Origin of the sequence: Nocardia sp. XZ_19_385, from assembly GCF_015355755.1 — a bacterium.
In the GTDB taxonomy this organism is placed as follows: domain Bacteria; phylum Actinomycetota; class Actinomycetes; order Mycobacteriales; family Mycobacteriaceae; genus Nocardia.
In genome coordinates this window covers 1,986,194-2,011,692 of the sequence record NZ_JACVEE010000002.1, presented here as the reverse complement: position 1 = coordinate 2,011,692, position 25,499 = coordinate 1,986,194, and the positions used below count along the sequence as shown (strand labels likewise).

1 protein-coding gene (cut by both window edges) is annotated in these 25,499 nt (G+C 67.4%); it reads right to left on the bottom strand.

Every position in this 25,499-nt window falls within one protein-coding gene, locus tag IBX22_RS21825, for a sigma-70 family RNA polymerase sigma factor, read on the bottom strand. The gene is 59,424 nt long; 16,121 of those nucleotides lie to the left of the window and 17,804 to its right, leaving coding positions 17,805-43,303 in view, spanning codon 5,935 (partial) through codon 14,435 (partial); the first complete codon in reading order (the gene reads right to left) occupies positions 25,496-25,498. The start codon and the stop codon both lie outside this window.

Genomic DNA, 25,499 nt, shown 5'->3' with positions numbered 1-25,499 from the left:
TCTGCGGCATGGCATTCGGATCACTCGACACAATGCTGTCGTAGGCGCGGACCGCGTTGTAGGCGGCGATCCGATCCTGCAGGTTCAGCACCGGATCCCCCGTGCGGAAACCCACCTCGGCGATCACCGCGACCGCGCTGCTGCCGTGCAGGACCGCCGCCGCCTCGTACAGGTTCACCATCGAATAGAGGTACTTTTTCGCATCGGTCAGGTTGGTTTCCCCGAACTGCACCCACAGCACGTGATCGGCGGAATCCACTGGGCCGACGCTGAATTCGGCCAGCGCCCCGCCCGCGATCAGGTCTCCGCGATACGAGCGGATCTGCACCTGCGGCGGCACCAGCGGCGCGCGCACCTGCGCCGCCAATTGCTGGCCACGGAACAGCGCCTTCCACATGAGACCGGCGTGCGCCACCCGGATGGAATCGCGCTCGCTCATCACCGGCCGCGGCGAGGTGTTGGCCCAGTCCAGCAGCCCGCGCAGCAGCCGCTGATGGCCCACATCGCGGGCATCCGCGGGCAAGCCCACCCCATTGCCGATCGAATGCGGGTGATCGTACAGCATCGACAGCCGCTGCTGCGGGGTCAGACCGTGCCACCACTGGGCCCGCTGCAGCGCGGGCTTGGGACCGGCGGTGCTGGCGAGCTGCGCGTTGGTGTCGCCACCTTGGCCGCCGTAGCCGAGGAGGGTCTCCAAGGCATGGACCGCGTTGGCGCTCTCCTCCTCCGCCGGGACCGGGCCTTCCAGCTCGTGCAGCACCCTCCGATAGTCGAAGTCGTCGAGCTCGGGGCCGTCGGGTGGACGATGGAACGGAGTTCCGGGCGGGCCGTCCGGGTAGCTCACCCCGATCTCGTCGGCGAAGTTCGGTTTGGTCGTATCGGTGGAGTCCAGGTCGGGCCGGAGCGCGGCGCTCGACTGCCAGCCCTGTGGGTCCTCGGTCACGGTCATGCCCAAACCGGCGGCGATCAGCGCGAGCTTGTGCTGGGTCGCGTTCGGGATGCGGGCCTGGACGTCGACGAAGCCGTGGTGGCGGTTGATCGGCTGTGGACCGGCCGCGGCTCCGGCCATCCGCTGCGCCCCGAATTCGGCGATCGACATGCCGACGCCCAAGCGGCTCAGCAGGATTTGACGCAGGCCCGGCGGACGGCCACCCTCCCAGGCGACCAGATCACCGGACGGGGACACGACATAGACCGGGGCGCCGAGGCTTTCGGCCTGTTCGGTGGCGGTGACGAAATCGGTGACGTCGTCGAGTTCGGCGGCGACAGCAGCGGCGAACCCGAGTTCGCCGACGGAGCGAATCGGGCCGGTCCCGGCCGGTTCGACGAGTGCGACGGCTGCGACGAGCCGGGCGTGGGTAGCGGCGCCGGAAAGGCGGCCCGCCAGGAACCGTCCGCCTTTTCCGGCGGCGGTGATGACGGTTGCGCCCGTGCCATGCCCGATAAGGTAGTTCAACGGCGACGCACCGAGGGTCCTGCTCATCTGGAACCCGGCGAGATCACGCAGTAGCAGGTCACCGGCCTGTTGGGTGCGCGCGGCCACGGTCTCCGGGCGGACCCCGAGGTCTTGATCGGTGCCGATCCAGGCGATCACCGCGGCCGGAACCTCGCTGGGCTTTTCCCGGTTTCGTAGCGTGCGGGTGGTGACGTCGTAATGGTTACGCGCCGCGAGCAGCACTGGATCCAGGCCGCGCACGGTGGTGCCCGCCTCAGGCACGATCCAGCTCACCGACTGAGCCTTGCCGAGGTCACCGTAGGCGATAAGCGCCCGACCTTCGCCGTAGGACAGCAACTGGACCTGCGGCGGAGTCAAGCTCCGATGCACGGTCTGCGCCAAAGCCTGTGCGCGCAACAATGATTGCGCGCTGGCCCGCAGGTCCGCGAGCCGCGCCCGCTGGGGCCGAGTCAGCTCGTTGTCCGCAATGGTGTTGAGCTGGCGCAACTCTCGCGCGATGGCGAGACGGTTGGCGTAGTCACGCAGGGTGGTGCGCTGCTCGTCGCGCACCGTCGGCACCTCGGCGTCCAGGCCGTCAGCGTTACCGATGACCTCCGGGTAGACCACCAGCAGCAGGTCCCGCTCGGACGGGGTCAGCGCTATCCAGAACACAGTGTTCTGGAAGGTCAGGTCGCGCGTATCGCCCACCAGATCCGACGACGGCTGTTCCGGGTGTAGCAGTGCCGCCGTACCCGGGAACTGGGCGCTGGACGCATGCCTGGCCAACAGCTCGTCCGCGCGAGCGCGATCGGCCTCGGTGAAACCGGGATCGGTCGGGAACAGACGGCTGTCGTCCGGATCGATCGGGGCCACCGAGTCCATTCGGGCGATCCGGCTGCCGGTGCGAGTCGCCACGTCGATGTGGTGTTCGGCGTTGGGCTGCAACGGTTTACCGTCGACGCCGTAGCCGATCGCCGTCGTGAAGGCGACGTCCGGCGTGGACTCGTTCCGGGAGTACGGCCGCCAGGCGCCGTCGTCGACATTCGGGTCGCTGATCATGACCCGGCCGCCCGCGCGGACCATCGTCCCGTTCTCGTCCACGTTGGCCATCAGGAACATATGGGCGGGGCCGGAATACCCGTAGTAGTGCACTACCACCAGCGCGGCGGTCATCGGAGCCTTCGGATCTGCGAGCTGGTCGGCGAGCGCCTTCCGATCGTCGTGCACTCGCAGGCGGCCACCCGCGTAGAACTCCGCCTGATCGGCGGTGCGTCCGACCAGCCCGGCGGTGTCGTCGGGGACATCGACCTCCAGGCCCAGGTCGTCGCGTCCGGTGGTCAGCGACAGGTCGACGCAATTGCCGATATGCCCGTCGTACCGGGTACCCAGGGGCGGCTCGGAATCCCACTCGAATTGTTCTTCCAGAACCGTTTCGGCGGTGTCGGAGCCCAGGTCCGGGCCGAGCTCGACGATCCGGCCGTTCGCGGGATCGATCGGCATGTCGATGGTGGTGCGGGATTCCAGCGGCGTCGGATCCGCGATACCAGGACGGTGCTCGTCGAAGGTGAGCTCATCGGCCTTGCCGGCGGCGATGCGGCCGAGGTTGATAAGCGCTTCGGTGTGGGCGCCGGTGCGCGGGTCGAAGTCGAAGTAGCTGCTGTGCACCATCTCCTGGCTGACGTAGTCCGCGGCCGAAGAGATTTCCGCGGCCACTCGCTTGGCTCCGAAAGCCGCCGTCGCCGGGTCCAGGCCGGTGCCGCGGCCGGGGTATCGGCCCTGGGCACCGGGTTCGTCGGCGCCCAACCAGGTCTGCTGATCCCGGGAAGCGGCTGCGACATAGACGTTTTCGGCGTCGATGCCGGTCTCGGCGGCATGCGCGAACGGAACGCCCGCCGAGCCGACGATGACGAGATCGGTGACCTGGGCGTGGCCCGCCGGGAGGCTGGACCAGGCGGTAGCGGCGACCAGTGAGCCCGTGTCGTCCAGGCCGAAGACATGCATCTGTGGGGCGGGCGTGGACTCCTGCGCGCGCAGTGCGTTGATCGCGGCGATATCCCGGGCCAGCAGCTGGGCGTCCGCGGCCACAGAGTCGCCGTACCCGCGCCAGGCCACCACCGCGTACTCGCGTTCCGCATCAGCCATGGTCGCGGCGTCGAACAGCAGCGTCGCGGGGATCAGGTTGTCCGACTCCCTGGTGTCCGCCGCGACGGGGACCGACACCATGGTGGACACCGAATCCGCGGTGTCGAGGTCGCCGACGACCACGACGGTCCGCAGTTGTCCGTCGAGTGCCGGCTCGTAGGTGCGTAGCCGCACCTCGGGGAAGCCGACCAGATCCTCGCTGACCGCGGCCATCTCGTGCATGTCGTAGGTCAGATCGGTCAGCGACTTCAACAGCTTCTCGGCGCCCGGATTCAGCGCGGCCTGGTCCGCGAGCGCACTCCGGTCGTGATCCAAGAGGCCCCGGTTGACCTGGTCGCGCAACGACTCGGGAATACCGTCGGCCATGCCGATTTCGCGCGGCGCCAGTTTGATCAGCGCCGCCTGCTCGGCCGGATTCAGCGCGGCCCACCACTGTCGGTTGCGGGTGGCGCGGTCACCGCTCTCGCCGATCAGATCGGAGTAGTGCCCGGCGTGCAACAGGATGCTCGGATCGGCGTCGGCACCCAAGCGGGACAACGCGTTCCGGACCAGCAACTGCTCGTCGACAGTGCCCTCGGGGGGCATCCAGAGCTGCGGCTCGACCGCGTTGTCGGCAGGGAGCGACACCTCCGGCGCGGCAGACAACGCCGGCGCGTCCGCGCTCTCGTGCGCGACCGTGACGACGGTCAGGATCCGCTCGTCCTGCACGATGAACCGGCCCGACATCTTCCGCACCGGCGGGCCGGACAGGGCGGTGCCGTCCCTGGAGATGTCGACCTCGAAGGTGCCCTGAGTGCCGGTGGCGTCGATAGCGAAGGTGAGCAGCGCGTCCTGGAAGCTGATCTTCGAGCCGGTCAGCTGGAACCAGGCCTTGTACACGGCTTCCTTGGCGGAGAAGAGGACTCCGTCCCAGTGCACACCGTTGCTGACACCGACCTTCGCGAGCCAGACCTGCTCCTCCGGCCGCGCGATATCCTGCCGCGTACCCGGCAACAGCGACTCGTTGCGATCCGCGTCGATCCCGACCGACCGCACTCGCGTCGCATCCGCCACCACGGCGGCGTAGTAACCCTGCATGTGGGTGATGGCGCCGACCACACCCGACGGCCACAGCGGCTCGCCCTTGGGGCCACGGAGAATCGGCGCATCCGGGGCACCGAGATCGTTCAATGCGACGTGCGCAGCGGTGCGGGCGTTCGCCGAATTGACCGCCCCGACGTTCGCCGGATCACGGACCTTCAGTGCTTCGAGTTCCGCGGGCAGCAGCTGCGCCATCGGATCCACGCCGACGATTTCGATGCCGTGCACCCCGGTGCCGGCCATCAGGGCACCCAGCGTGCCCGGCACCGGCTGCGGCGTCGGCAGCATCGGAACCGTCAGTTTCGCCACATACTCGGCCAGTTGCCGGACCGTGTACTCCGGCCGCCCCATCACCTCGGCCGCCTCTGCAGCCGAATTGCCCTCGACGACAAGCAGTTCCACCATCGTGCGCTCGTCAAGGCTGAGCTGGCGCAGCACGGCGGGCACCGCACCCGGGTCCAGGCGATGCAGTTGCCGCAACTGGCCCAGCGGGTCACCGTACCTGAACGCCTTCGGTCGCCCGTTCTGCGCCGCGACGGCCTCGGCCAGCGGCCGCTCGAGTAGCTCAGCCACCTCACGATGCCGCTGCTCGACCTCAACCGGGGTGAGATCCAGCTTCGCGGCGATGTCTGCGACCGAACGGCCGTGCAGCACACTGAGTTCGGCGAAGGCGGCGGCATCGGCGGGCAGTGCACGCACCGTCTTGCGCAGTGTGTAGAAGTACTCGGCCTGCGCGACCTGGATCGCGGCGGGAGTCGAGGGCCGAGGCGGGGGCGCACGGTCGGCATTCGACTCGTCCGGGTCGGTGGAGCCGATGTCGAACTGTGGGTGGGCATCCGGGTCGGCCGGGAATTCGGCGATGTGGCGCAACGGGTTTCCGGATACGTCGAAGCCGATGATGGAAATAGCCACCGTCGCCTTCGGCGCTGCTTCGCCGCGGACATAGGGCCGCCAGGCGCCGTTGTTGTCGTTCAGATCCCGCATCATGACCTGGCCGTTGCGGTTGGCCATCACCCAGGCGTGCGCACCGATATTGTTCGCTTTCGGGGAGGCGTAATGGTCGACCATGATGGCGATGGACAGCGGGTCGTCCGCGTCTGCCAGCCGATCGTGCACCTCGTCCCGGCTGTCGACGCGCTGCAGTCGTCCCTTCGCCTTGTTCTCCAGTTGCTCGCCGGTCCGGCCACCCAACCCTGCATCATCGGTAAACGGCTCTGCGACAGTACTTTCCGTTTCCTCGATCACCGTCTCGACCGAGAAGTCCGCGCACCGCTGCTGGGCCGCCGCCGGTTCGGACTGCACAACCTGACTCGGAACAGTCTGTGGTGCGGCATTCTCCGGCTCGGTGAAACCTTGCCCGCCATCGACGGTCGCCGGGTCCGTCGCGCTGCGCGGAACGCCCACACCCGCGGGCCGCGGCGGCCCCGGACGCTCCGCCTCGGCGCCGGGCACACTGTCCCCCTCGGTCTCCGAGAAAGCCGTCCGGAGCCGAGCACCGGCCGTCACCACGGTTTGCTGAACTTCCGCACGAGAAATCCCGAGCCGCGCACTCACATCCGTGACTTCGAGCCCCTCGAGGAAATGCAGGCGGATCACCCGCAGGGCCAGCTCCGGATCCGGGAGGTCCGACAGGGCCGTCTGCAGTGTCTGCTCGAATTCGACGTCGGTGAACGGTGACTGGTCCGGGTCCGCGATGTCGTGCTGACCGGTTCGGGAGTCTTCGGACAGCCCGGCGCTGAGCGATGTCTCGCGCTGTCCCGTGATAACACGAGCGGTGACAACCTCGGCCGGATCGAGGTTCAACGCCTGCGCGATTTCGGCGTCGGTCGGCGCCCGGCCGGTCTCACCGGTGTAGCTATCGATATAGCTGTTGACCGAATGCAGCAGATAGCGAGTCGCCTTGTCGACACCGGGGTACTTCTGCTCGAAATAAGCCTCACGGATGGTGGCATGCGCGGTAGTCCAGGCCAGTGTGGTGAAGGTACCGCCTGCCGGTTCGAAAACGAGAATGGCCTTGAATATCGCCTCACTGGCCCGTTGCATCAGGTCCGCATACTCACCGGAATTCGACCACCGGCGTGCTGCCCGGGGTGCGATCCACGCATAGCTCTCGAAGATCTGCCGTTGCAAGGCCAATTCCGCATCCGACCCGGGAGCGGTATCGATGAGGTTCCAGAACATTTCGTATTCGACCGCGTCGATTACACCGGCGTCGGGACGCCCGTAGAACTGACGGACCACGGCCCGGAATGTGCCTTGCGGAATATCCAGCGCGTCGCGAATTCTGCGCAAGCGGCGTATCTGAGGCAGGTGATCATCCTCTGTCACCCGGTTCGAGCGCGTACCGTCACCCTCGCCGATGCGAGCGACGAACTCCTCCGCGGTCAATCGCTTATACAGGCGTACCGCCTGCATCCACCTGTGCACCGAATCGAAATCCGCAGGGTCGGGCCAGGTTTCGCCGTAAGGATCCATCCGATAGACGTATCCGTGCTGGGCAGCGGACCCCCACGCTTCGGCGATTTCGTTCCACGCCCCCGCGCGGTGCAGCACCTGGTCGTAGGTGCTCAACAGGTTGAGCTCGTATAGCGCGGCGATACGACCGGATTCATGAGCTCGGATGGTCGACTCAGCCATTTCGAATATCCGGGCTTTATCGGAGATGCTCAGGTTGTTCAAACGGCCGAATTCGACCAGGTATTCACCGAAGGATGCGTGGGCGCCCGGACTCAGCTGTTCTGCCAGCACGGCCGCGGCCTCGGCTTGACGTTTGTAGACCTCACTTACATCCAGGCCCAGCTCAGCCGCCACCTCGGTGCGCACCCGCTGCTCGATGATCAGCATCCGCGCGATCTCTCGCAGCTTGGGGCTCAGCTTGGGCAACAGCCGCAGGATCGCTTCCGGGTCAGCCGAATGAGTGGCCTGCACCAACCGCAACGCCGGACTCGCCACACCATGGCCCCCGCGAGGAACTGATGGCGACCCGGTCAGCAATGCCAGCAAGCGCTTGACATTTCGGGTCTGCAGGATGGCGAGGGCCCTGGGCGTCTGCCCAGTGATTTCGGCTATCTCAGCAGGTGTTTTCCCTTGGAAGAAGCGCAGTTCCACGAATCGCTGGGCTCCCGGCAACAACTGTCGGCTGGCTCTGCGCACGGCGTCAGGATCGTTGCGCACAAACTCCTGCAAACGCTCTATCGCGTCGGTCTGGCGAGTGACAGTTACGGTCTCGGCTGTCAGACCGTCGGCTTCGAGCCACTGGGCAAGCTGCGTGAACGCAATTTCCCGCAAGCGCTGGACAGACTTTGTGGTGCGGTCCATGCGTGCAGCGATCTGACCCGTTGAATCGCCCTGCAACGCGGCAACAACCACTGCACGTTGGTCATCGGCAAGCCGATCGAAGTAGCGCTCGACGGTCTCCGCGTGCTGGCGATACCCCGCCTCGACAACAGCCACCGCCTCAGCCACAGAGAAGACACGCCTGCCCGCCAGTCGGTTGGCCAACTCGCGAAGCGCATTCGAGCGGCCTGTTCTGACCGACCGGTCGGATAGCCCAGTCGCGGTAGCGATCTGCCCCGTCGACTGCCCGTCGAGAGTGAGCTCGACGATCCTGCGAGACCCTGGCGTCATCTGCTCCAGATGACGCCGCACTCCAGCGGGGTCGTCGTGGTAGGCATTTTCCACTTCGGTCCAGGCCGGGCCCTTGCCATTGCGCCCCGAAGGGGCCAGCTGTGGGTCGGAAAGCCAGGTCGCCAGGCTGAGGGTAGCTCTGGGAAGGACGTCGCGAACGTGCTTGGGCGTCCAGCCGAGCGCGGCCGCCGCGTCAGCGTTGGACAGTCCCTCTATCAGGGACTTCTGAGCGATCGCGCGCTGCTTCGGAGTCAGCCAGTGCAGCAATGCTTTCAGCGTGGCCGGATCGTCCTGCATGGCTCGCTGGACGATCGAGCGTGGATCGTCCGATCGACTCTGCGCCGAATCTCTGGTTTCCGCGGGTCCACTGCCCGGCGCCCGGAGCGCATCCCCTGATCCGTCGCCGTCCCGATCGTGGGCATAGACGGTCCCCGGATCGGGGCGGCGGCGGGGGTGCCGCAGGTCGGCGGGATCCACACTCGCCCTGGGGAAGCCGTGCGTGCCGTCGGCTACCGCATTGTCGGTGCCGGCCTGAGTCCGCTGGTCGGGCAGGCCGCTGCGGTACGGCCAGTTCTCGCCGGTGATCATCCCGTGTTCCAGGATTTCCTCGAGCCTCACGATCCCGCCCTCGATCGCCTCGGGCTCCAGGCCCGACAGAAGGGCGACCAGATCCTCCGGGTCCTTCGCGGCGATCAGTTCCATCACCCATGGTTTGATCGGGCGGCCGATGGCGTCGGCGACGAAGAGCGACTTCGGTTCCAGCAGGCTGAAGGAATCCGCGTTGATCGGCCAGGTACCTTCGTCGTCTTTCGAGACCACCTGACCGTCGGGGGTGACGATGGTGTCACCCTCATGCTTGTCGCGGTTGCCCGCGATGTAATCCTCGATCGCGAGCATGTCCCGCACACCCTCGTCGTACGCGCGGACGGCACGTCCGGTGGTACCGGGCACATACGCCAGCAGAATGCCCTGGCCCAGGCTGCCTTCCCACAGGTAGGTGGGCGTTTTGAGACCGAAGCCCAGCCACTGGTCGAGCAGGTAGGTCTTCACCTCGCGGATCGGGCGGCCCGAGGGTGGGATGTTCCCGCCCGAACTGGTGTCGCCATGGAACGGCTTATACACCCAGACCGTGTCGCTGCCGGGGAAGGTCACCTTGATCAGGCGATGCCCTTGGAATTCGATCTCGGTGAACGCCGATTCCTTGGCCGCCCCCAGGGTTCGCGGGTCCGGGAGTTCAGCCAGGCCTTGCAGGTCCGATGAGGCGTCGCCATCGGAGTCCACGTCGAGATCGCCCGCGTAGTCGCCGTTGATCCGCCCGCTGTCGCGGACTTCGGTGAGCCGGTTGAGAACCGCCTCGACATCCGCGTCGGCGAGCCCGCGCTGCCGCAGCTGCTGCGCGAGTTGCTGCGGATCGATCGCCTCCAATTGCGCCAGGACGGTCGCATCGATGGGCCGGAACAGCGACGAGGCGACGAAATCCGAACTCTCCCAATAGCCCGCGAGGTAGTCCACCACACCGTGGGTACTGCGCTGGGTCCGCGATGCGTCGTCGAAGTCGAGGCCGGGTACGTAGTCGGCGAAGGACTCGGCCAGCACCGCCCGGACGAGAGTGCCGGTACCAACCGATTGCGCGCCTTGGGCGGGCTTGGCCCCTGAGCCCGGGAGCTGGTGCGCGTGCGCGTTCGGATTTTGTTGGTCGTAGGCGAAAACCGTCCCCGGTGGGCGGGGGTCGCGGGACTTCCGCTTGGGACTGTCCAGCACATCGGCGTCGGTGACGGGCTGGTTCCTGGCTGCCGGGCGTTCCATGTCATCGGCGTCGGGCGAGTCGTCGAATGCGGAGAGATCGAATCCGTCCAGGAGCGCATCCAGCGCGGCGCCTTTCAGGACCGGCCCACCGTTATCGATACCGGCGGCAGGGTCGCCACCGTTCTCGTCGAACTCGAACCAGATCGTTTTCGCCCACGGGCCGGACTCTTCGGCGCGCATCCCCCAGCGGTGGGTCAGCGTCTCCAGGAAGTTCATTCCCCGCCCGGACTCCGCCCCGGCTGCCGCGTCCCGGCGCGCGGGCAGCGTGGGATTGCGGTCGGAGACCTCGACCCGCAGAACACGCTGGCCGTTGCGCTCCACGAGAGTCACCACAGCCTGGCCGTCGGTGCGTGCATGCCGGGGCACATTGCCGGCGATTTCCGAGGCGACCAGCTTGGCGGTTTCGACGAGCGCACGATCCGACCAGTCCTGGGTGAGATCCGCGACGGCATGTTGCGCACCGGCCGCATCCGATTCGGTGCGGATCGGGATTTCGACCCGGCGCAGCACCACATCTCCGGAATCGGGTGCGATCACGTCACCGGAGCTGGTCGCCGCTTCCTCGCCCGGCGTAGCTTGATTCGAATCGGCGAGCCCGGTGGCGAGCTGCTCCATGGCCGCCCGGTGCTCCACGAAGATCGACGACACGGTGCCGCCCACCTGCCTGGCCACCTCGGAATAGCGCAGCCCCTCGAGGGTGCGTAGTCGCACGATCTCCTGCTGCCGCTCGGTCAGCTGGGATAGCAGCGGATCCGGGTTCGCAGCCAGCGCCCGCTCCACCGCCGCGAACGGGTCGGTGTCCAGCTGCGACGTCGTCTGGGTGTTCAGCGCGGCGGGCGCGGCCGTCAGCTCCAAGCCCGGGACCGGCTCGAGTTCGGCCAGGGCCACGAGGCGTTCGTTGTAGTCGGCCGCGGCGTTGACCAGCGCGCCGATTTCCAAGAAGCGTTTCGCGAGGTCGAGGGCATCGACGAGCTGCGTCGAATCCGGCTGCGCGGCCAGCTGTCCGAGCAGCTTGTCGCGGTGGCGCTCGACCCGCGTCGAGTCCACCCGGGCGGGATCGATGCCGATCAATTCGGCCAGGGTCAGGACCGCCGCGTCGTACTCGGCACGCAGCCCGGGCAGCGCCTGCGATCCCGGTCCGAAATCCGCATGGCCCAGCTGCATCGGGTCGGCCAGATTGTCCAGCTGCTCGGCGACGATCGCCAACTCGGCGCGCGCCCGCTCCGGGTCGGTCGGCAGCACCCGCGTCGCCTCTTCGAAAACCGTTGGGGCCGAGTTCTGTTCGGCGATCTGCTGGGCCGCGCGGGCCGCGCCCGGTACGGCGGACAGGACCGCGTCGGTGGTGGCCGACCAACTCACATCGGACGCGGCCAGCCAGGTGCTCAGCTGGTGGTGCAGCCGGTGCAGGATCACGCCGGTGCGCTCTGGATCGAGACCGAGGTCGACAGCGGTGATCTCGGCGCCGTCGGGCGTGAACGAGAGTGCTACCTCGGCCACCTCGTCGGCACGGGCCAGCACCGGATGCAGGCGCAGTGTTACCGCGACTACTGCGTCCGCCTGCGCGACCTCGGTGACGTGCACCCAGAAGTCGTCACCGAAACCAGCCACAAACTTTGTCGCGCTATCGATTCCACCGTCGATCAGCTCGGCAACGGTCGGCCCGGCGGGGTCGGGCGACCACACCGTGCCCTGGCTATCCGCGGTGAACCGCACGCCCGACAGGTCCACTCCGCGGCCGATCAACTCGGCACGCAGCTGTGCGGGGTACCTCGGATCGAGATGCCCGCCGAGGAACGCTTGACTGTAGACATCGACCGTCGTCAACCGGCCGTTTACGATCTTCCAGTTCCCGAACGCCGCAGGGCCGTCGGAGGGGTCGTCGTAGGTGCTGTGCAGCGCGTCGTGCGTGGCGGACGGCGAGGTTCGAATGTCACCCGGCTGTGCGCCGATGATGAAGTAGTCGCCGACGTGATGACTGTTGTAGGGCTGCAGGTTCTCGTCGAGGAACAGCCCGTCCTCGTCGACAGTCAGGTTGGCGAACGGAACCGGGTCTTTTTCGTTCAGATTCCCGATCGCGTCGATGTGGAGCTGCGTGATGTCGTAGCGGGTACGGCTACCCCCCACCGCATTGTTGTCGATGGGCGTCGGGGCGCTGGATATCACCGGGGGGGCGGCCGGGTCACTTGGTTCGACCTCGGAGTCGCGGGGTGCCGGTGGCGCGCCGATTTCGACGGGAGCTTGGGCGACGGGCTCCCGCTGCTGCGCGCTTTCCTGCTGTTCGGTCGCAACCAGATCGTTCAGGTGGTCGGCGGCCTCGATCACGGCGGTGTGGGTCAGCCACGTGTTGTAAAGCTCGAGCATGTCCTGCGAGCTATCGGGGTCGCTGGACGGATCCCGTTCTTCGACAACCACTTCCAGGTTCTCGACCGATGTGTCCAGAGCCTGTGCCAGATCGGCTGCGAAGCCATCGCGTTTAGTACGCAGGTCGGCGAGAACCGGTCCGTCCGGGCCCAGATCCTGCGGGTCCAGGCGCAGGAGGGCGGCCATGTCGCGGAGGTTCTGGTCAGCTGCTGCCAGCTGGTCGGAAGTCACTCCATCGGCCGGCGCCGACTGGGCGCGCTCGAGCACATCGGCGCACAGTTCAGTGAACCAGCCCAGCCCCAGTGAACCGGTTTCCGCGGCGGCGCGGCGCAGGTCGGCGACCGGGTCGTCGGAGGTCCGCGCCGGCGAGTCGACCAGCTCCGGCACCGAAAGTATCTGGGCCAGTTCCTGTTGCAGCTGGACGTGGGTGCGGTGCAGTTCCTGTTGTACGGCGGTGTCGAGTTCGCCGGTCCGATGCTCCCGGACCTGCAATTCCTGGGTCGCACTGTCCCACATCATGCGGCGGCCGATCCACTGCCGTAGCTCCGGCAGGCGTCCGGCATCGACGGCGCGCTGCCATCCGTCGGAATCCAAGGCGCGCAACTGCTCCTGGACGACATCCACTGCTTGACGGAGCACTCCGGGGAACCGCATCAGCTCGGCGGGTACACCGAGGGCTTGGACCAGGTCGCGCGGTGCGACGTCGGAATCGCCCGGTGACGGCGGCGCATCGGGTTCGGCGGGCGGCTGGGTGTGATCGATCAGTTCGACGCGGTGGTCGGTGAGCTCCCTGCCGTTCTCGTCCTGGATGCGCAGTGTCTCCAGCCGCTCGCGCACGGTGGGGTCGATGCCGTTGATGAAGTGCCACTTGATCTTCGGTGGCGCGCCGTCCACCCAGTGGGCCTGGTCGAGGAAGGAGACGAGCAGTTGCCGGCGGGCCTGGGATTCCAGCAGGTCCAGCTTCGACTCCTGGTAGGCGATGGCGTTGGTCTTCACCTCGTGCCAGGTGGCGCCCGCATCGGCGATGAGGTCCACCTCGCACCGAACCCGCTTGCGCCCGACCGGCATCCGGACCTCGTCGGTGATCAGATCGACGGCCTGGATGGCCCCCACCTGCCCGGCCACCCAGATCTCGGCGAGCGCACCCTGGATGAGACCGTGGTGCCCCTCCAAGAAGGTCACGTCGAGGTCCCTGGTAATCAGGACGCCATCCGGGGTTTTGCCTTCGAAGTAGTCGGCCGAGATTTCCGCAAGAGTGTCGCGACGATCGGACAGCACCCGCTGCCAGTGGTCAGCACCACGGTCGAGCAGCTCCGGCTGCTGCTGTACCAGCGCGTCCAAAGCCTGTTCGGCACGGGCGATCTGGCGGCGCATCTGGTCGAGCCACTGGTTGACGACCCGTTGGCTGCCGGGCAGCGCCGGGTCGAACCCCGCGGGCAGCCCCTGCTGGAATCGCTCGATCTGGGCCAGCCGCTCGGCGAAGCCGGATTCCGCCTGCTCCGCGCGTGCACGAACGGTCTGCACCCACTGCTCGACGCGGGTGGCCGCCAGCCGGTTGACGGACAGCCGGCCGCGATCGCCGTCGATGTACTCATCGGCCAACTGCCGGGCGGCGATTTCGGCTTCTGCCTGGGGGATTTCCTGCGCGACGAGGTCGCGCAGCTTGTTGTTCAAGTAGTTGTTGTAGTTGCTTTCGGCCACCTCCGCGCGGATGGTCTCGTAGCGCCGGATAACTGCATTTCCGGCCAGTGCAGCGACATCGGGATCACCTACCGCACTGTCTATTTCGGTACGCAGGGCTTGCAAACGCGCGGGCAGATCTGCCGGGACCGACAGGAACTCGGGGGTGCGCACTCGAGGTGCGGCGGGCAGATCCACGACTCGGCGTGCGATAGTCTTCGGCGCGCTCTCCCTAGCGGCCGTCTGCGCCTCGGTGCGGAGAAGTTCGGGGATTGCCTGCTTCGCCCACTGTTCGAGGCGAATATCGACGGCGCGGGTGAGGGTGCGTTCGGCCTTGGTGCCGGTGATGTATTCGTTGGCGAGCTGCCGTGCTGCGGATTCGGCCTCCGGTGTGCCCTTCGAGACGAGATCGTCACGTTTGTTGTTCAGGTATTCGCGATACAGGCTCCCGGCACGCTCGGAGTAGAACGATCGATACTGCTCGCGCACAGCGTTTTTGGCGCGCTCTACGACTTCCGGGTCAGTGGCCGCCCGGTCGATCTGGTCCAGCAGTTGCTGGACGCGCTCGGGCAGCGTGGCCGGCGGTTCCGGCAGCGAGGTGGCTGGTTCGGCGGCAGCGACCGAGGCGACGACAGGCTGGGCTCCGACTACGCCGTCCCAATAGACGACGTCCATGATGTGCTCGCCGAGGTGCTCGTTGTCACCGGTCAGGGCTACGACTTCGCTCGGTGACGGATAGCCCTCGACCGGCCCCTCGAACCGGCGCACGAGATCTTCGAGGAGCACCCGGTCGCCCGGGGTAGCGGTGTCGAGCAGCACATCGATCCGCGCGGTAACGGCGTTCGCCGCCGCGCCGACATGAAGCGAATTCCAGCCGTAATCCAGTCGCGCCCAGAAGATTCTGCTTTCTGGTTCACCCGCCGTCATCAAGACGCGGGCGGCGCCGTTGGCCAGATACGCGGCGTCCGTCGCTTCGACGAACGCGCGACCGAAACCTTGCTGCTGGAACTCCTCGTCCAGCCGCAGGCTGACGTGATGCACGCTCACCGAACCATCGGCCTCGAACATGTACGACTCGATCACCGAGCCGACCGCGGTGCCGGCTTCGTCGACAACGGTGCCGCGTACCTCGAAGCCACCGGCAGGCAGCAGCCCCACTTCAAGGTTCGTCACACCGAAGGGGCCGTACTGCCGCTCCAGACCGCGCAGCATATCCGCCAGCTCTGCGACATCAACCCCCGCCGCGGCCGCGTCCAATACCTCGCGCAGCGACGGGATCGGCGGCTGATTGCCATCTTCGAACTCTGCCGCGGCGAGCATTGCGTCGAAGGCGGAGATGTCGAACTCGTCAGGCAGAGCCGCCTCGGCCGCCTTCAGGGCGTCGCCTTTCAGCAGCCCGGCGGCGGGGTTCGGCGCCTCCGGACCGGAATCGGCCGGCTGGGCGGTATTCGGAGCGCCCTCGGCCTCATCGATCTCGAACCACACGGTCTTGGCCCACGGTTCGCCGTTCTCGACCCGGACGCCATAGCGGTCGGTCATCGCCTCGACGAGAAGCATGCCCCGGCCCGATTCGGCGTCCTCGTCGGCATCGCGGCCCTTGGGCAGCGTGGTGCTGCGATCGGACACCTCGACCCGCAACACCCGCTGCCCGTCCCGCTCGACGACGGTCACTACGAACAAACCATCGGTCTGCGCGTAGCGCCGCACGTTCTGCACGATCTCCGAGGCGGCCGTCAGCGCGTCGGGGTCGATCTGACTCGGAGTCGCCCAGTCCTGGGCGATGTCGCGCAGGGCCTGACGGGTCAGACCAGCATCCCTGTCGCTCAGGATCGGGACCTCGGTCCGGCGCAGCACCACCTCGCCGGCATTCGGGGCGGGGACCTGCGCTGCGGTTTCCGCATCAGCTGCGGCGAACAGCGGCTCGACGGCGCCGTCCCACCAGGTGTTGCGCATGATGCGGTCGCCGAGGCGACCGTCCTCGCCGAGGGTGGCGATTTCGCGGGGAGTCGGGTTGTCCGCGGCCGGATCTTTGAAACGGTCCCGGATCTCCTCCAGCAACGACCGTTCGGCCGGGGTCGCGGTGGCGAGGACTTCATCGATCTTGGCGCGGACATAGTTCACCGCCTCCGGCATTCTCTCGACGTCCCAGCCGTAATCGACCATCGCCCAGAACTTTCCGCCGTCCTCCTGGGTGGTGGTGACGATGCGGTCGGCGCCGCCGCGGAAGTACAGGGCGTCGACGGCCTGCACGAAGGACCGGGCGAAATGGCGGCCCTGGAAGTCCGCGTCGATCCGCAGGTTCTCGTGCCGGACGATGACGCGGCCGTCGGGGTCGAGCTGGATCACCTCGGTGAGAGTGCCTGCGTCCCGGTCATTTTCGTCGACGATGACGGCCTCGACCGAGATGCCGTCGGTCATGTACCGCACCGTGATATCGGTGACCGAGAGGCCGCCGTACTGCCGCTCCAATCCGCGCAACATGTCGGCCAGGTCGCTGCTGCTCGCCCCCTCCATGGCGGCTTCCAGCACATCCCGCAGCGGCGGAATCGACGGCGGCTCGGGCGTATTCGACGGGCTCATGCCGAAGTAGTCGTGCGCGGCGGGCGGAGCCGCGTCCACGCTGCCGGTGGTCAGGACGATCGGCAGACCGTTCTTCCATACCGCCGCCCACAGATCGACGGCACCTTCCCTGGTACCCCCGGCCAACTCAGCCAGGGACACCTGATTCGGTGTCGGCTGGGCGCCGCTGGTGAGCTGCGGGACCGAGGTGTCGGACGCCGGGTCGGTGAACCACTCGTGACCGTTCTCGTCGATCCGCTGCAGCGTGACAAACTGCCCGTTGAGTCTGAAAACGTGTGTGCCGTCAGAGTTTTGGCGAACGTAGGTGAGGCCGCCCGCGTGGCCGACGGAACCGTGCCGGTCGGGGGCGCCACGCTTCTCGAAGAACAGGGCGGAACTGCCCGGCCCTGCGGCGATCAGGCCTCGGAGGAGGCCGGCCGCGGCACTGAGGTTCGCGGTGGCGGAAAAACCCTGCACGGGTGCGCCGTGCAGGGTCGGGACGATATCGCTCCACAGGACACCGGCCAGCCCTGCTTTCAGCAGGTGCGCGGTGGTCACGATGCGGCCCTGCTCGTGGTTCACCGAGCGAGCGCCTACCTCCACGCAGTCGTTGTCGTGCTGGTCCAGGTAGTAGCTGGCGCGCCCGAAAGCCCCTGTGACGGTGACTTTGAGCACCTGCGAACCGGGTCGGCCAGTGACGCTGCCGGAGACTTCCAAGTCCGGCGCCAGGTCGCGATCACCGGTGTAGGACTGGGTGGCCTTGGTGACCAGCTTCTTCACCCCGGCCAGCGCCTCGTCGACCTTCGCCGGCGGCCAACCGCCCATCATGGCGCGCGTTCGGCTGTACACCGGGTCCAGACCTTGCATCCCGGCGTTCATCGGGATCCCGAAGCGGCGGGTGCGGGCCGGATCGTTGATGTCGGGGAACAGCTCGGAGGTGAAGCCGAGTGGGTCGGCGCGGCGGCCGGTCAGGCGCTGCAACAGGGTGCGTTTGCGCGGCAGGTGCGGCCGGTTGGTATCCCAGTCGTAACCGGCCTTCTTGGCCGCCTCATGCGCGTCCCAACCGGTCTTGTCCGGGTGGCGCGCCAGGAATTCCGCTTCGAACAGCGCGCCCTCGAGCGCGATGACGTCCTCGCGCAACGGTTTCCCGGCGATCAACCGATTCCACATCGCGGCGACATCGGCGATCTGGTTGAGATCGGAATTGCGCAGCAGGTAGTCGCGCGCCCGGACCAAAGTCCGCACGATCTCATCGGGGCTGCGCGTCTTGCCGGCGTGGTCGCGCAGCCAGGTCGAGCCGTCGGAGCGCTTGGGCAGCAGCGCGCCCTTCGGATCCCGCACCCAGGCGTTGCCTTTGCCGCGCACCCAGCTCTTCGGATCGCCACCGGAGTACCGATCCGGGTCCGTCATCGCCTGGTTGGCGATATGGGCGAGATAGCTGTCGTGTTGGAATTCGCGGTTGAACTCGAACAAGGCGTAATCGGCGGCAGTCTCCCGCTGAACTCCCTGGCGCTCTTCCTCGTTGGCGTTCCAGCGCTCTTCCAGCGCGGCCGGGATATCGACCGAGTCACCCGCGAACGGGTAGACCACCGTGCCGTCCAAGCGCGCCATTTCCGAGTTCAGCGGCGGCTTGGCGAACTCCTTGCGGTGCAGCGACTGGGGATCGGGCTGAGCGTTGGCGAACCACGCGTAGGTACGGACACCACGCGCCACGGGCACCAGATGGATCCATTTGCCGTCGCGGACGGCGGGGATCCAGGTGGTTACATCGGCCAAGGTCCAGGCCAGACACGGGTGCCGATTCGCGAAGTCCGCCGACAGCGGCAAACGCGCGGACTGGCCATGTGCGGTGTTGGCGGGCAGCCACTGGGTGGCCGCCAAGATGGTGTTGCCCAACCCGGGATAGTTCTGAACGAACGGCGCCAGATACTTCGTCAGGTTCTGCAGAACGCCGACGATCAGGATGCGGGCGTGGAACAGGTCGAGCCCGACCGAGGAGGTCCAGGCGTTCACGCCCTCGGGCACGATGTAGCTGCCACCCGGCGACAGCGGCGGCTTCTGCGGGAACAGGAACCCGGGGACTTCGCCCTGCTCGAACTCGTGCAGCCCGGCCATGATCTTGTCGAAGGTCGGCACTGAGGAGACCTTGAGCAGGAACGGCGGCTGCGGGGTGGTCCACTTCTCCTTCTCCCACTTGCGTGGGTGCTTGCCCGGCTCCCAGGAAATCTTGCCCGGCCCCTCGGTACCCCCGCGCTGGGTCACTTCGGCGGCGGTCGACGGCAGCGCGACCGACTGCTGGTACCGGCCGTCGGCGTCTACCTGCACCTGACGGAACTCCACCTGACGGAACCGCATCTGCACCGGACCGGTCGACACGTTGTTCGCCAGTCCGAGAACCAGATTCAGGTCGGTGTCGGCCGGCAGCACCGCATGCAGGGCCCGGCGGTAGCTGTTGGTCGCGGTGTCGGTGCCGACGACCACCATCTGGGCATCGAAGTTCGTCGAGCCGGGAGCGGGACGCACCCCGACCCGCTCCGAGACCGGCAGCAGGCCCAAATCATTCAGCGCGGCCAGCGCGGCCCGCTTCTCGGCGATCTGCTCGTCGATCATCTCGGCGAGCTGATCCTGCTCGGTCTCAGCCTGTTTCATTTGCGCGATCAGCTCGCGCAGCTGCTGGATCTGCTGCACGCCCGGCTCCAGCGGGCCCTGATACGACGGGTCCAGCTGGTTCACGTCATCGATCTGGTACACCGTCGACAACGCGTTGCGGGCCCGGGTGCCCGCCAAGATCTCCTGGGTCAGCGCGGCGCGCAGCTCGATCAGCGGGCCGGGCGGCACCTTCTCGAGCATCAGCTTGTGGCTGGTTTCCAACTGCGCGAGGGTGTGTACCGCCTCCCGCAGTTTCGTGCGCAGCACCTTCAGGTCGGCCTGCTTGGCACGCGAAGATTCCCGCGTATCAACGGGTTCGGCTTCCAACTCCCGGATGCCCTCGCGCAGCGCCTGCGCCGCCTTCGCGCCGCGGTCGATCTGCGCTTCCAGGGTGCGCTGCGCCTGCTGGGCGAACTCGACACGATCCCGCAGCGCGAACGCGTCGGCCATGCTGTCGACGAGTTCCAGATCGCTACGGAACTGCGCGCTTTCGGTCTCGCCGCCGATCTCCGCGGCCAACCGCTGCTGCAGATCGGCGACCTGGGTCTGGAGCTCGGCGATCCGTGTCCGCGCATCCTGCTCGGCCGCGGTAAGCGCGTCCTGGCGTGCCTGCACAGCGGCGGCGCGGGCCGATTCCGCTTGTACGGCAGCACGTTCCGCGGATTCGGTGCGCAGCTCCGCCTGCTCGTCCAAGGCCAGCGCGCGTTCGTGCAGACCTTCGGTGCGCGCCTGCTGGGCCTGCGCCACCAGCTGTGCGGCTTCGTTGCGAGCCGCGGCTTCACGACCCAGTTCCTCGGCCATTTCCGTACGCGCCACGGCGATTTGCGAATCCGGCGGACCATGGGCGGGCGGCTGCCGGTGCGCGGGGGTGGGCACGTTCTGGTCCGGGGTCTGGCCGATGCGCAAGTCGCCGTCGGGCTGCGCGACGCGTTCACCGATGCCCTCGATCACCTTGTTGTTCTTGAAGGTCACCGCATAGGTCGCCGAATTGGCGTTCGTCGCGCTGCCGGTCAACGCCGCCAGCGTGGTCCGCTCCCCACTGGGCAGCGTGAACTCCACCTCGCCCGCGCTGTTGACGCCCTCATAGGTGACCGGGACGCCGTCGATCAGGAAGTTATTGCCTTCCAGATACTTCAGCGTCCAGGCGTGCGCGCCGATCTCGTTGTGGTCCGGCGTCTGCCGCTGATCCAAGACCCAGGCCATCGCGCCGGGGCCGCCCCGCTCCATCAGGTTCTGGATCAGGGTGGCGTGCGCGGATTCCGCGGGGCCGAATCCTTCCAGGCGCGCATTGTTCAGGAACGGCTGCGTCTGCGTCCACGTCGTGCCCGACAGGTTGCCCGGCCGTACCTTGGGTACGGAGACGACGTCCGGCTGGCCCGGCATGTGCTGATCGGCGGCTACCCGGCCCAGGGAATCCGGGACGCAGGTGTTGATCGGTGGCGCGTCCGCGGGCTCTTGCGGCGGGGCCGTGGTGCCGTTGGCGTCGCCGGGCGTGTTCGTCGCGGTGCCGTCCTGCGGTACCGCGGGTTGCGCGACACCGTGTGCGCGATCCCACGCGTCGCCGTAGATATCGGTGTACCTGCTACCCGTCTCGTTCGGACCGGCCCGGCCGCTCAGGAGTTCGACGAGGGCGTCGACACCGGCCAGGAATCCGCGTTGCCGAGCGGTTTTCGGATCCGACGGATCGGCGCTGAGCGCCGCGTCCCGAGCCTGGCTGAAAGCGTGATCGTAAGCCTGCTCCAAGGCGTCGACAGGCAGGACGTAGCCGAGGTCCTGGAGGTCTTGGAGGTCCCGGAGTTGCTGGCGCAGCTCGATCTCCACGGCGTGGGCCCGGCTCTCCTCCCGCACCATCGACTCGACGTAGTCATCGCGCGTCATCGAGAGGCGGCTGCGAGTGTTGCTGGCTGACTTGTTCCGACTCGTCGCATCGGCGTGCATCGCCGCATGCGCCAGAGCGACGGCCTGCTCGAGATCGGAGGCGCCGATATCGAGGACGATGGCCCCGCGCTCGGGCAGGAAGAGGGCTTCCGCACCGGATTCGTGGATGATTTCCACCCCGGCGCGCTCCAGCATGTCGTTGATCCAGGTACCGATCTCGGTGCCGCTCAACAGGTTTCGAACATCGTCGGCGCGCCGCGCGGATTCCTGGCGGGCCAGATGCCTGGAGGACGGCGCGTCCGCGGGCAGAGCGGGCGGCTTCGCGGTCACGCGGACCCCGGTCGCCTTCGCCTCGGGGACGACCTTGGCGGTCACCACCGCGTATCTGTCGACGGAGACCTCGAGGTAGGTCACCCGATGCGCGGGGTCGGCCACCGCCGCCGCGACCGCCGGATCGAGCGCGACCGCGGCGGCCAGCGGTGTCGCGTAGTCGCCGCGCAGGCCGACGACCACCAGGTGCGGCGGCTCGCCCTCGACGAGACCGACCCGGTCGGTCACCACCCGGGCGTCCTGGTCGAGGGTGACCGTGTCTGCTTCGGTGGCACCGAAGAACATGGATTCGCCGAGCACGTCGCGAGCGGCCAGCCCCGTCACCGCATCCGCGGCGCGCAGTAGCTGTGCGAGCGCGTGCTGGTGGCGGTCCACCGCATCGGCCAGGCGCAGCAGATCGAACTCGCGGCGCAGCAGATCCGCGCGCTGTTCCGCGTCTGCTCCGGACAGCGGCACCCTGACCAGTTCCGCCTCGTCGATGGACAGCGACTGCACCATATTCACGCGCTCGAGGGCGTTCCACTGGCGCATAAGATCGGCCTGCGCCGCCGCGGTTTTTGGATCGCGCTGTCCGGCAGGCAGTCCCAGCGCCTCCGCCAGATCCGCGATCTCGGCGATGATCGCCTGCTGGCGGGCCTGGGCGGCCCGGCCCTGATTGAGGAGCTCATACAGCTGCTGCTCGACCTGCTGATTGGACGGTTCGTGAATCGACAGCAGATCGAGGCGGTTCTTGGTGCCCTTCTCCCAGGCCTTCGTGTAGTACTCCTGGTAGCTCCGGCCGTCGTTCCACTTCGACGTCGCGACGTCGTCGCGGATCGCATCGATACCCGCGCGCCTGGCCAGGTCGCGGACCTGCGACGGATCCAGATTCGGGTCGCTCTGGTTGATCTGCGCGACCTCGGCGTCATAGGCGGCCAGATACGCGACATGTCGCGGGGCCAGCGTCAGGCCGTAGCCCGCTTGTATTGCCTGGTTCGCGAATTCGGCTTCCATCCCGAACGCCGCGGATTCCTCGCGCACCATGGCGTCGACATAGGCCTCCTGCGACCACACCTTCATGTGGAACGGGGTATTGACCCCCTCGCCGGTCAGCCGGGCGCGAGCGTGCACCGCTTCGTGGACCAATATCAGCGCCTGCACCAGATGTGTGCGACCCGTCTGGCGGATCATCGCGGTCAGGCGCTCTTGGATGTACTCACCGTCGGCATGAGCGGACAGACTATCGGAGTAATCGATGGTGATCGCGTAACGCTCCAGCATGGCCATTATTTCGTGGCCGACCTCGGTCTCGACCAGCAAGGCTCGCACCTGCTGCGGGTACCGGTCCAGCGAGGTACCGAAGTAGTCGCTGTCGGCCGGGGGTGCGGCGTTCACGTCGCCGGTGGTCAGGACGATCGGCAGACCGTTCTTCCACACCGCCGCCCACAGATCGACGGCGCCTTCCCTGGTACCACCGGCCAACTCAGCCAACGACACCTGATTCGGCGCCGGCTGGGCGCCGCTGGTGAGCTGCGGGACCGAGGTGTCGGACGCATGCTCGGTGAGCCATTCGCGGCCATTCGGATCGATCCGGACCAGCGTGACTTCTTGCCCGTTGAGCCTGAAACGGTGTGTGCCGTCCGAGTTTTGGCGAAGGTAGGTGAGGCTGCCCGCGTGGCCGACGGAACCGTGCCGGTCGGGGGCGCCACGCTTCTCGAAGAAGAGGGCGGAGCTGCCGGCGCCCGCGAGGATCAGGCCTCGGAGGAGGCCGGCCGCGGCACTGAGGTTCGCGGTGGCGGGGAAACCCTGCACGGGTGCGCCGTGCAGCGTCGGGACGATATCGCTCCACAGAACACCGGCCAGTCCAGCTTTCAGCAGGTGCGCGGTGGTCACGATGCGGCCCTGCTCGTGGTTCACCGAACGGGCACCGACCTCCACGCAGTCGTTGTCGTGCTGGTCGAGGGTGTAGCTCCGCGGGCCGAGCAGGCCCTCGCCGTGGGAAACCACGCTGAGGTCCAGCCGCTGGAAACCAGGATGCCCGGTGACGCGGCCCGCGACTTGGACGAGATTACGGGCGTTGCCGTGGTCACCGGGGTAGCTGTGGGTCGCCGCGGCGACCAGCTTGGTCACCTCGGCCTGCGCCTGATCGATCTTGGCTTGCGGCCAGCCGCGCATGATCGTGTTCAGGTGCGCGCGGATTTCGTGCAGACCCTGCAACCCGTAGTTCGGTTCGGACTGGAAGTAGCCGGTGCGCGCCGGATCGTTGACGTCGGGATCCAGCTCGGAGGTGAAGCCGAGCGGGTCCGGGCGGCGGCCGGTGAACCGCTGCCACCACGTGCGCTTGGCCTCCAGGTGTGGGCGGTTGGCATCCCAATTCAGGCCCGCTTCGATCGCCGCCGCATGCGCCTGCTGCCCGGTAGCGCCGGAGTGCTGGGACAGGAACTGGATCTCGTAGCGTGCGGCCTCGAGCGCGATGATGTCCTCGCGCACCGGCTTTCCGGCGATCAACCGCTTCCACATGGCGGCGACATCGTGATTCGGCAGGATCTCGGAGTTGCGCATCAGGTAGTCGCGGACGCGCTTCAGGGTCGCGACGACCTCGTCCTCGGAACGGAGCTTGCCCGTGTCGTCCTTGAGCCAGGTGGACCCGTCCGGATTCTTCGGGACCGTCGTGCCCTTGGGGTCGGCGGCCCACGCGCCATCCTTGCCGCGCACCAGACGCTTCGGGTCGCCACCGGAATACGCGTCCGGGTTGGCCATGGCGTGCGCCGCGATCTCGGCGATGTAGCTGTCGCCTTCGACTCGATTGCGCTCGAAGGTCGCGTAATCGACCTCGGTCTGCACCCGAATCGCTTCGCGCGCAGCCTCGTTGGCGGCCCACCGGTCGCCGAGGCCCTCGGGGATCTCGACGCTCTGACCGGCGTAGGGAATGGTGGCGGTGCCGTCCAGGCGTCCCTGTTCAGAATTGTGGGTCGGGCGAGCAACCGCCGGGTTGTGCAGCGGCATCGGGTCGGGCTGTGCGTCGTTGAACCAGCCGTATTTGTGGCGGCCGCGCGCCAGCGGCACCAACTGCAACCATTGACCGTCGCGGACCGCCGGAATCCATTGCTCCGCTTCGAGGATCGCCGCTGTCAGCCCCTCGTGGTTGCGGACGAAGTCGGCGGACAGCGGCACCTGCACCGACTTGAATTTGGTGACGCCGGGCAGCCACTTCGTCGCGGTCAGCACGGTCCGGCCGATCCACGGCCGGTTGTGCACCAGGCTCTTGGTCCATCGGTGCCCGGGGATTCGTTCCAGGATGCCCGTCATCCAGATGCGGATATGGAACAGGTTGAGCCCCACGTCGGAGGTCCACGCGTCCAGTCCCTCGGTGTTGATGTAGACACCGTTGCCCAGCGGCAGGTTCGGGGCGAGCAAAAACCCCGGAACCTCGTTCGGCCCGAATTCGTGCAGCGGAGCCAGCATCTTGTCGAAGCTCGGCACGATCGAGACCTTGAGCAGGAACGGCGGCTGCGGCTCGGTCCAGCGCTCCTTCTCCCACTTGCGCGCATGCTTCTTCGGATGCCACGGGATCTTCTTGTCCACCAGCTTGTTCGGATCCGGCAGGGTACTCGAGCGCTCGGTCAACTGCGCGTCGGTCGAGGGCAGATCGACGGTGCCCTGATACCGGCCCTCGGCGTCGACCGCGACCTGAGCGAAACGCACGGAGACCGGCATTGTCTGCGAACCAGCCAGGCCCAGAAGCATATTCAAGTCGGTGAATGGAGACAGCTGGGCCTGCAACGCCTGCCGATACCCGGCGTTATCGGTGCCGGTACCGACCACCACGATCTCGCTGTCGCCGAACAACGGCGACGGCTGCGTCGCCGGCCGCACACCCACCCGCTCGGCGATCGGCAGCAGGCCCTGGGCATCGAGCGCGTCGAGGGCCGCCTGCCGCTCCGCCAGCCGGTCCAGCTCCGCCTCGGCCCGC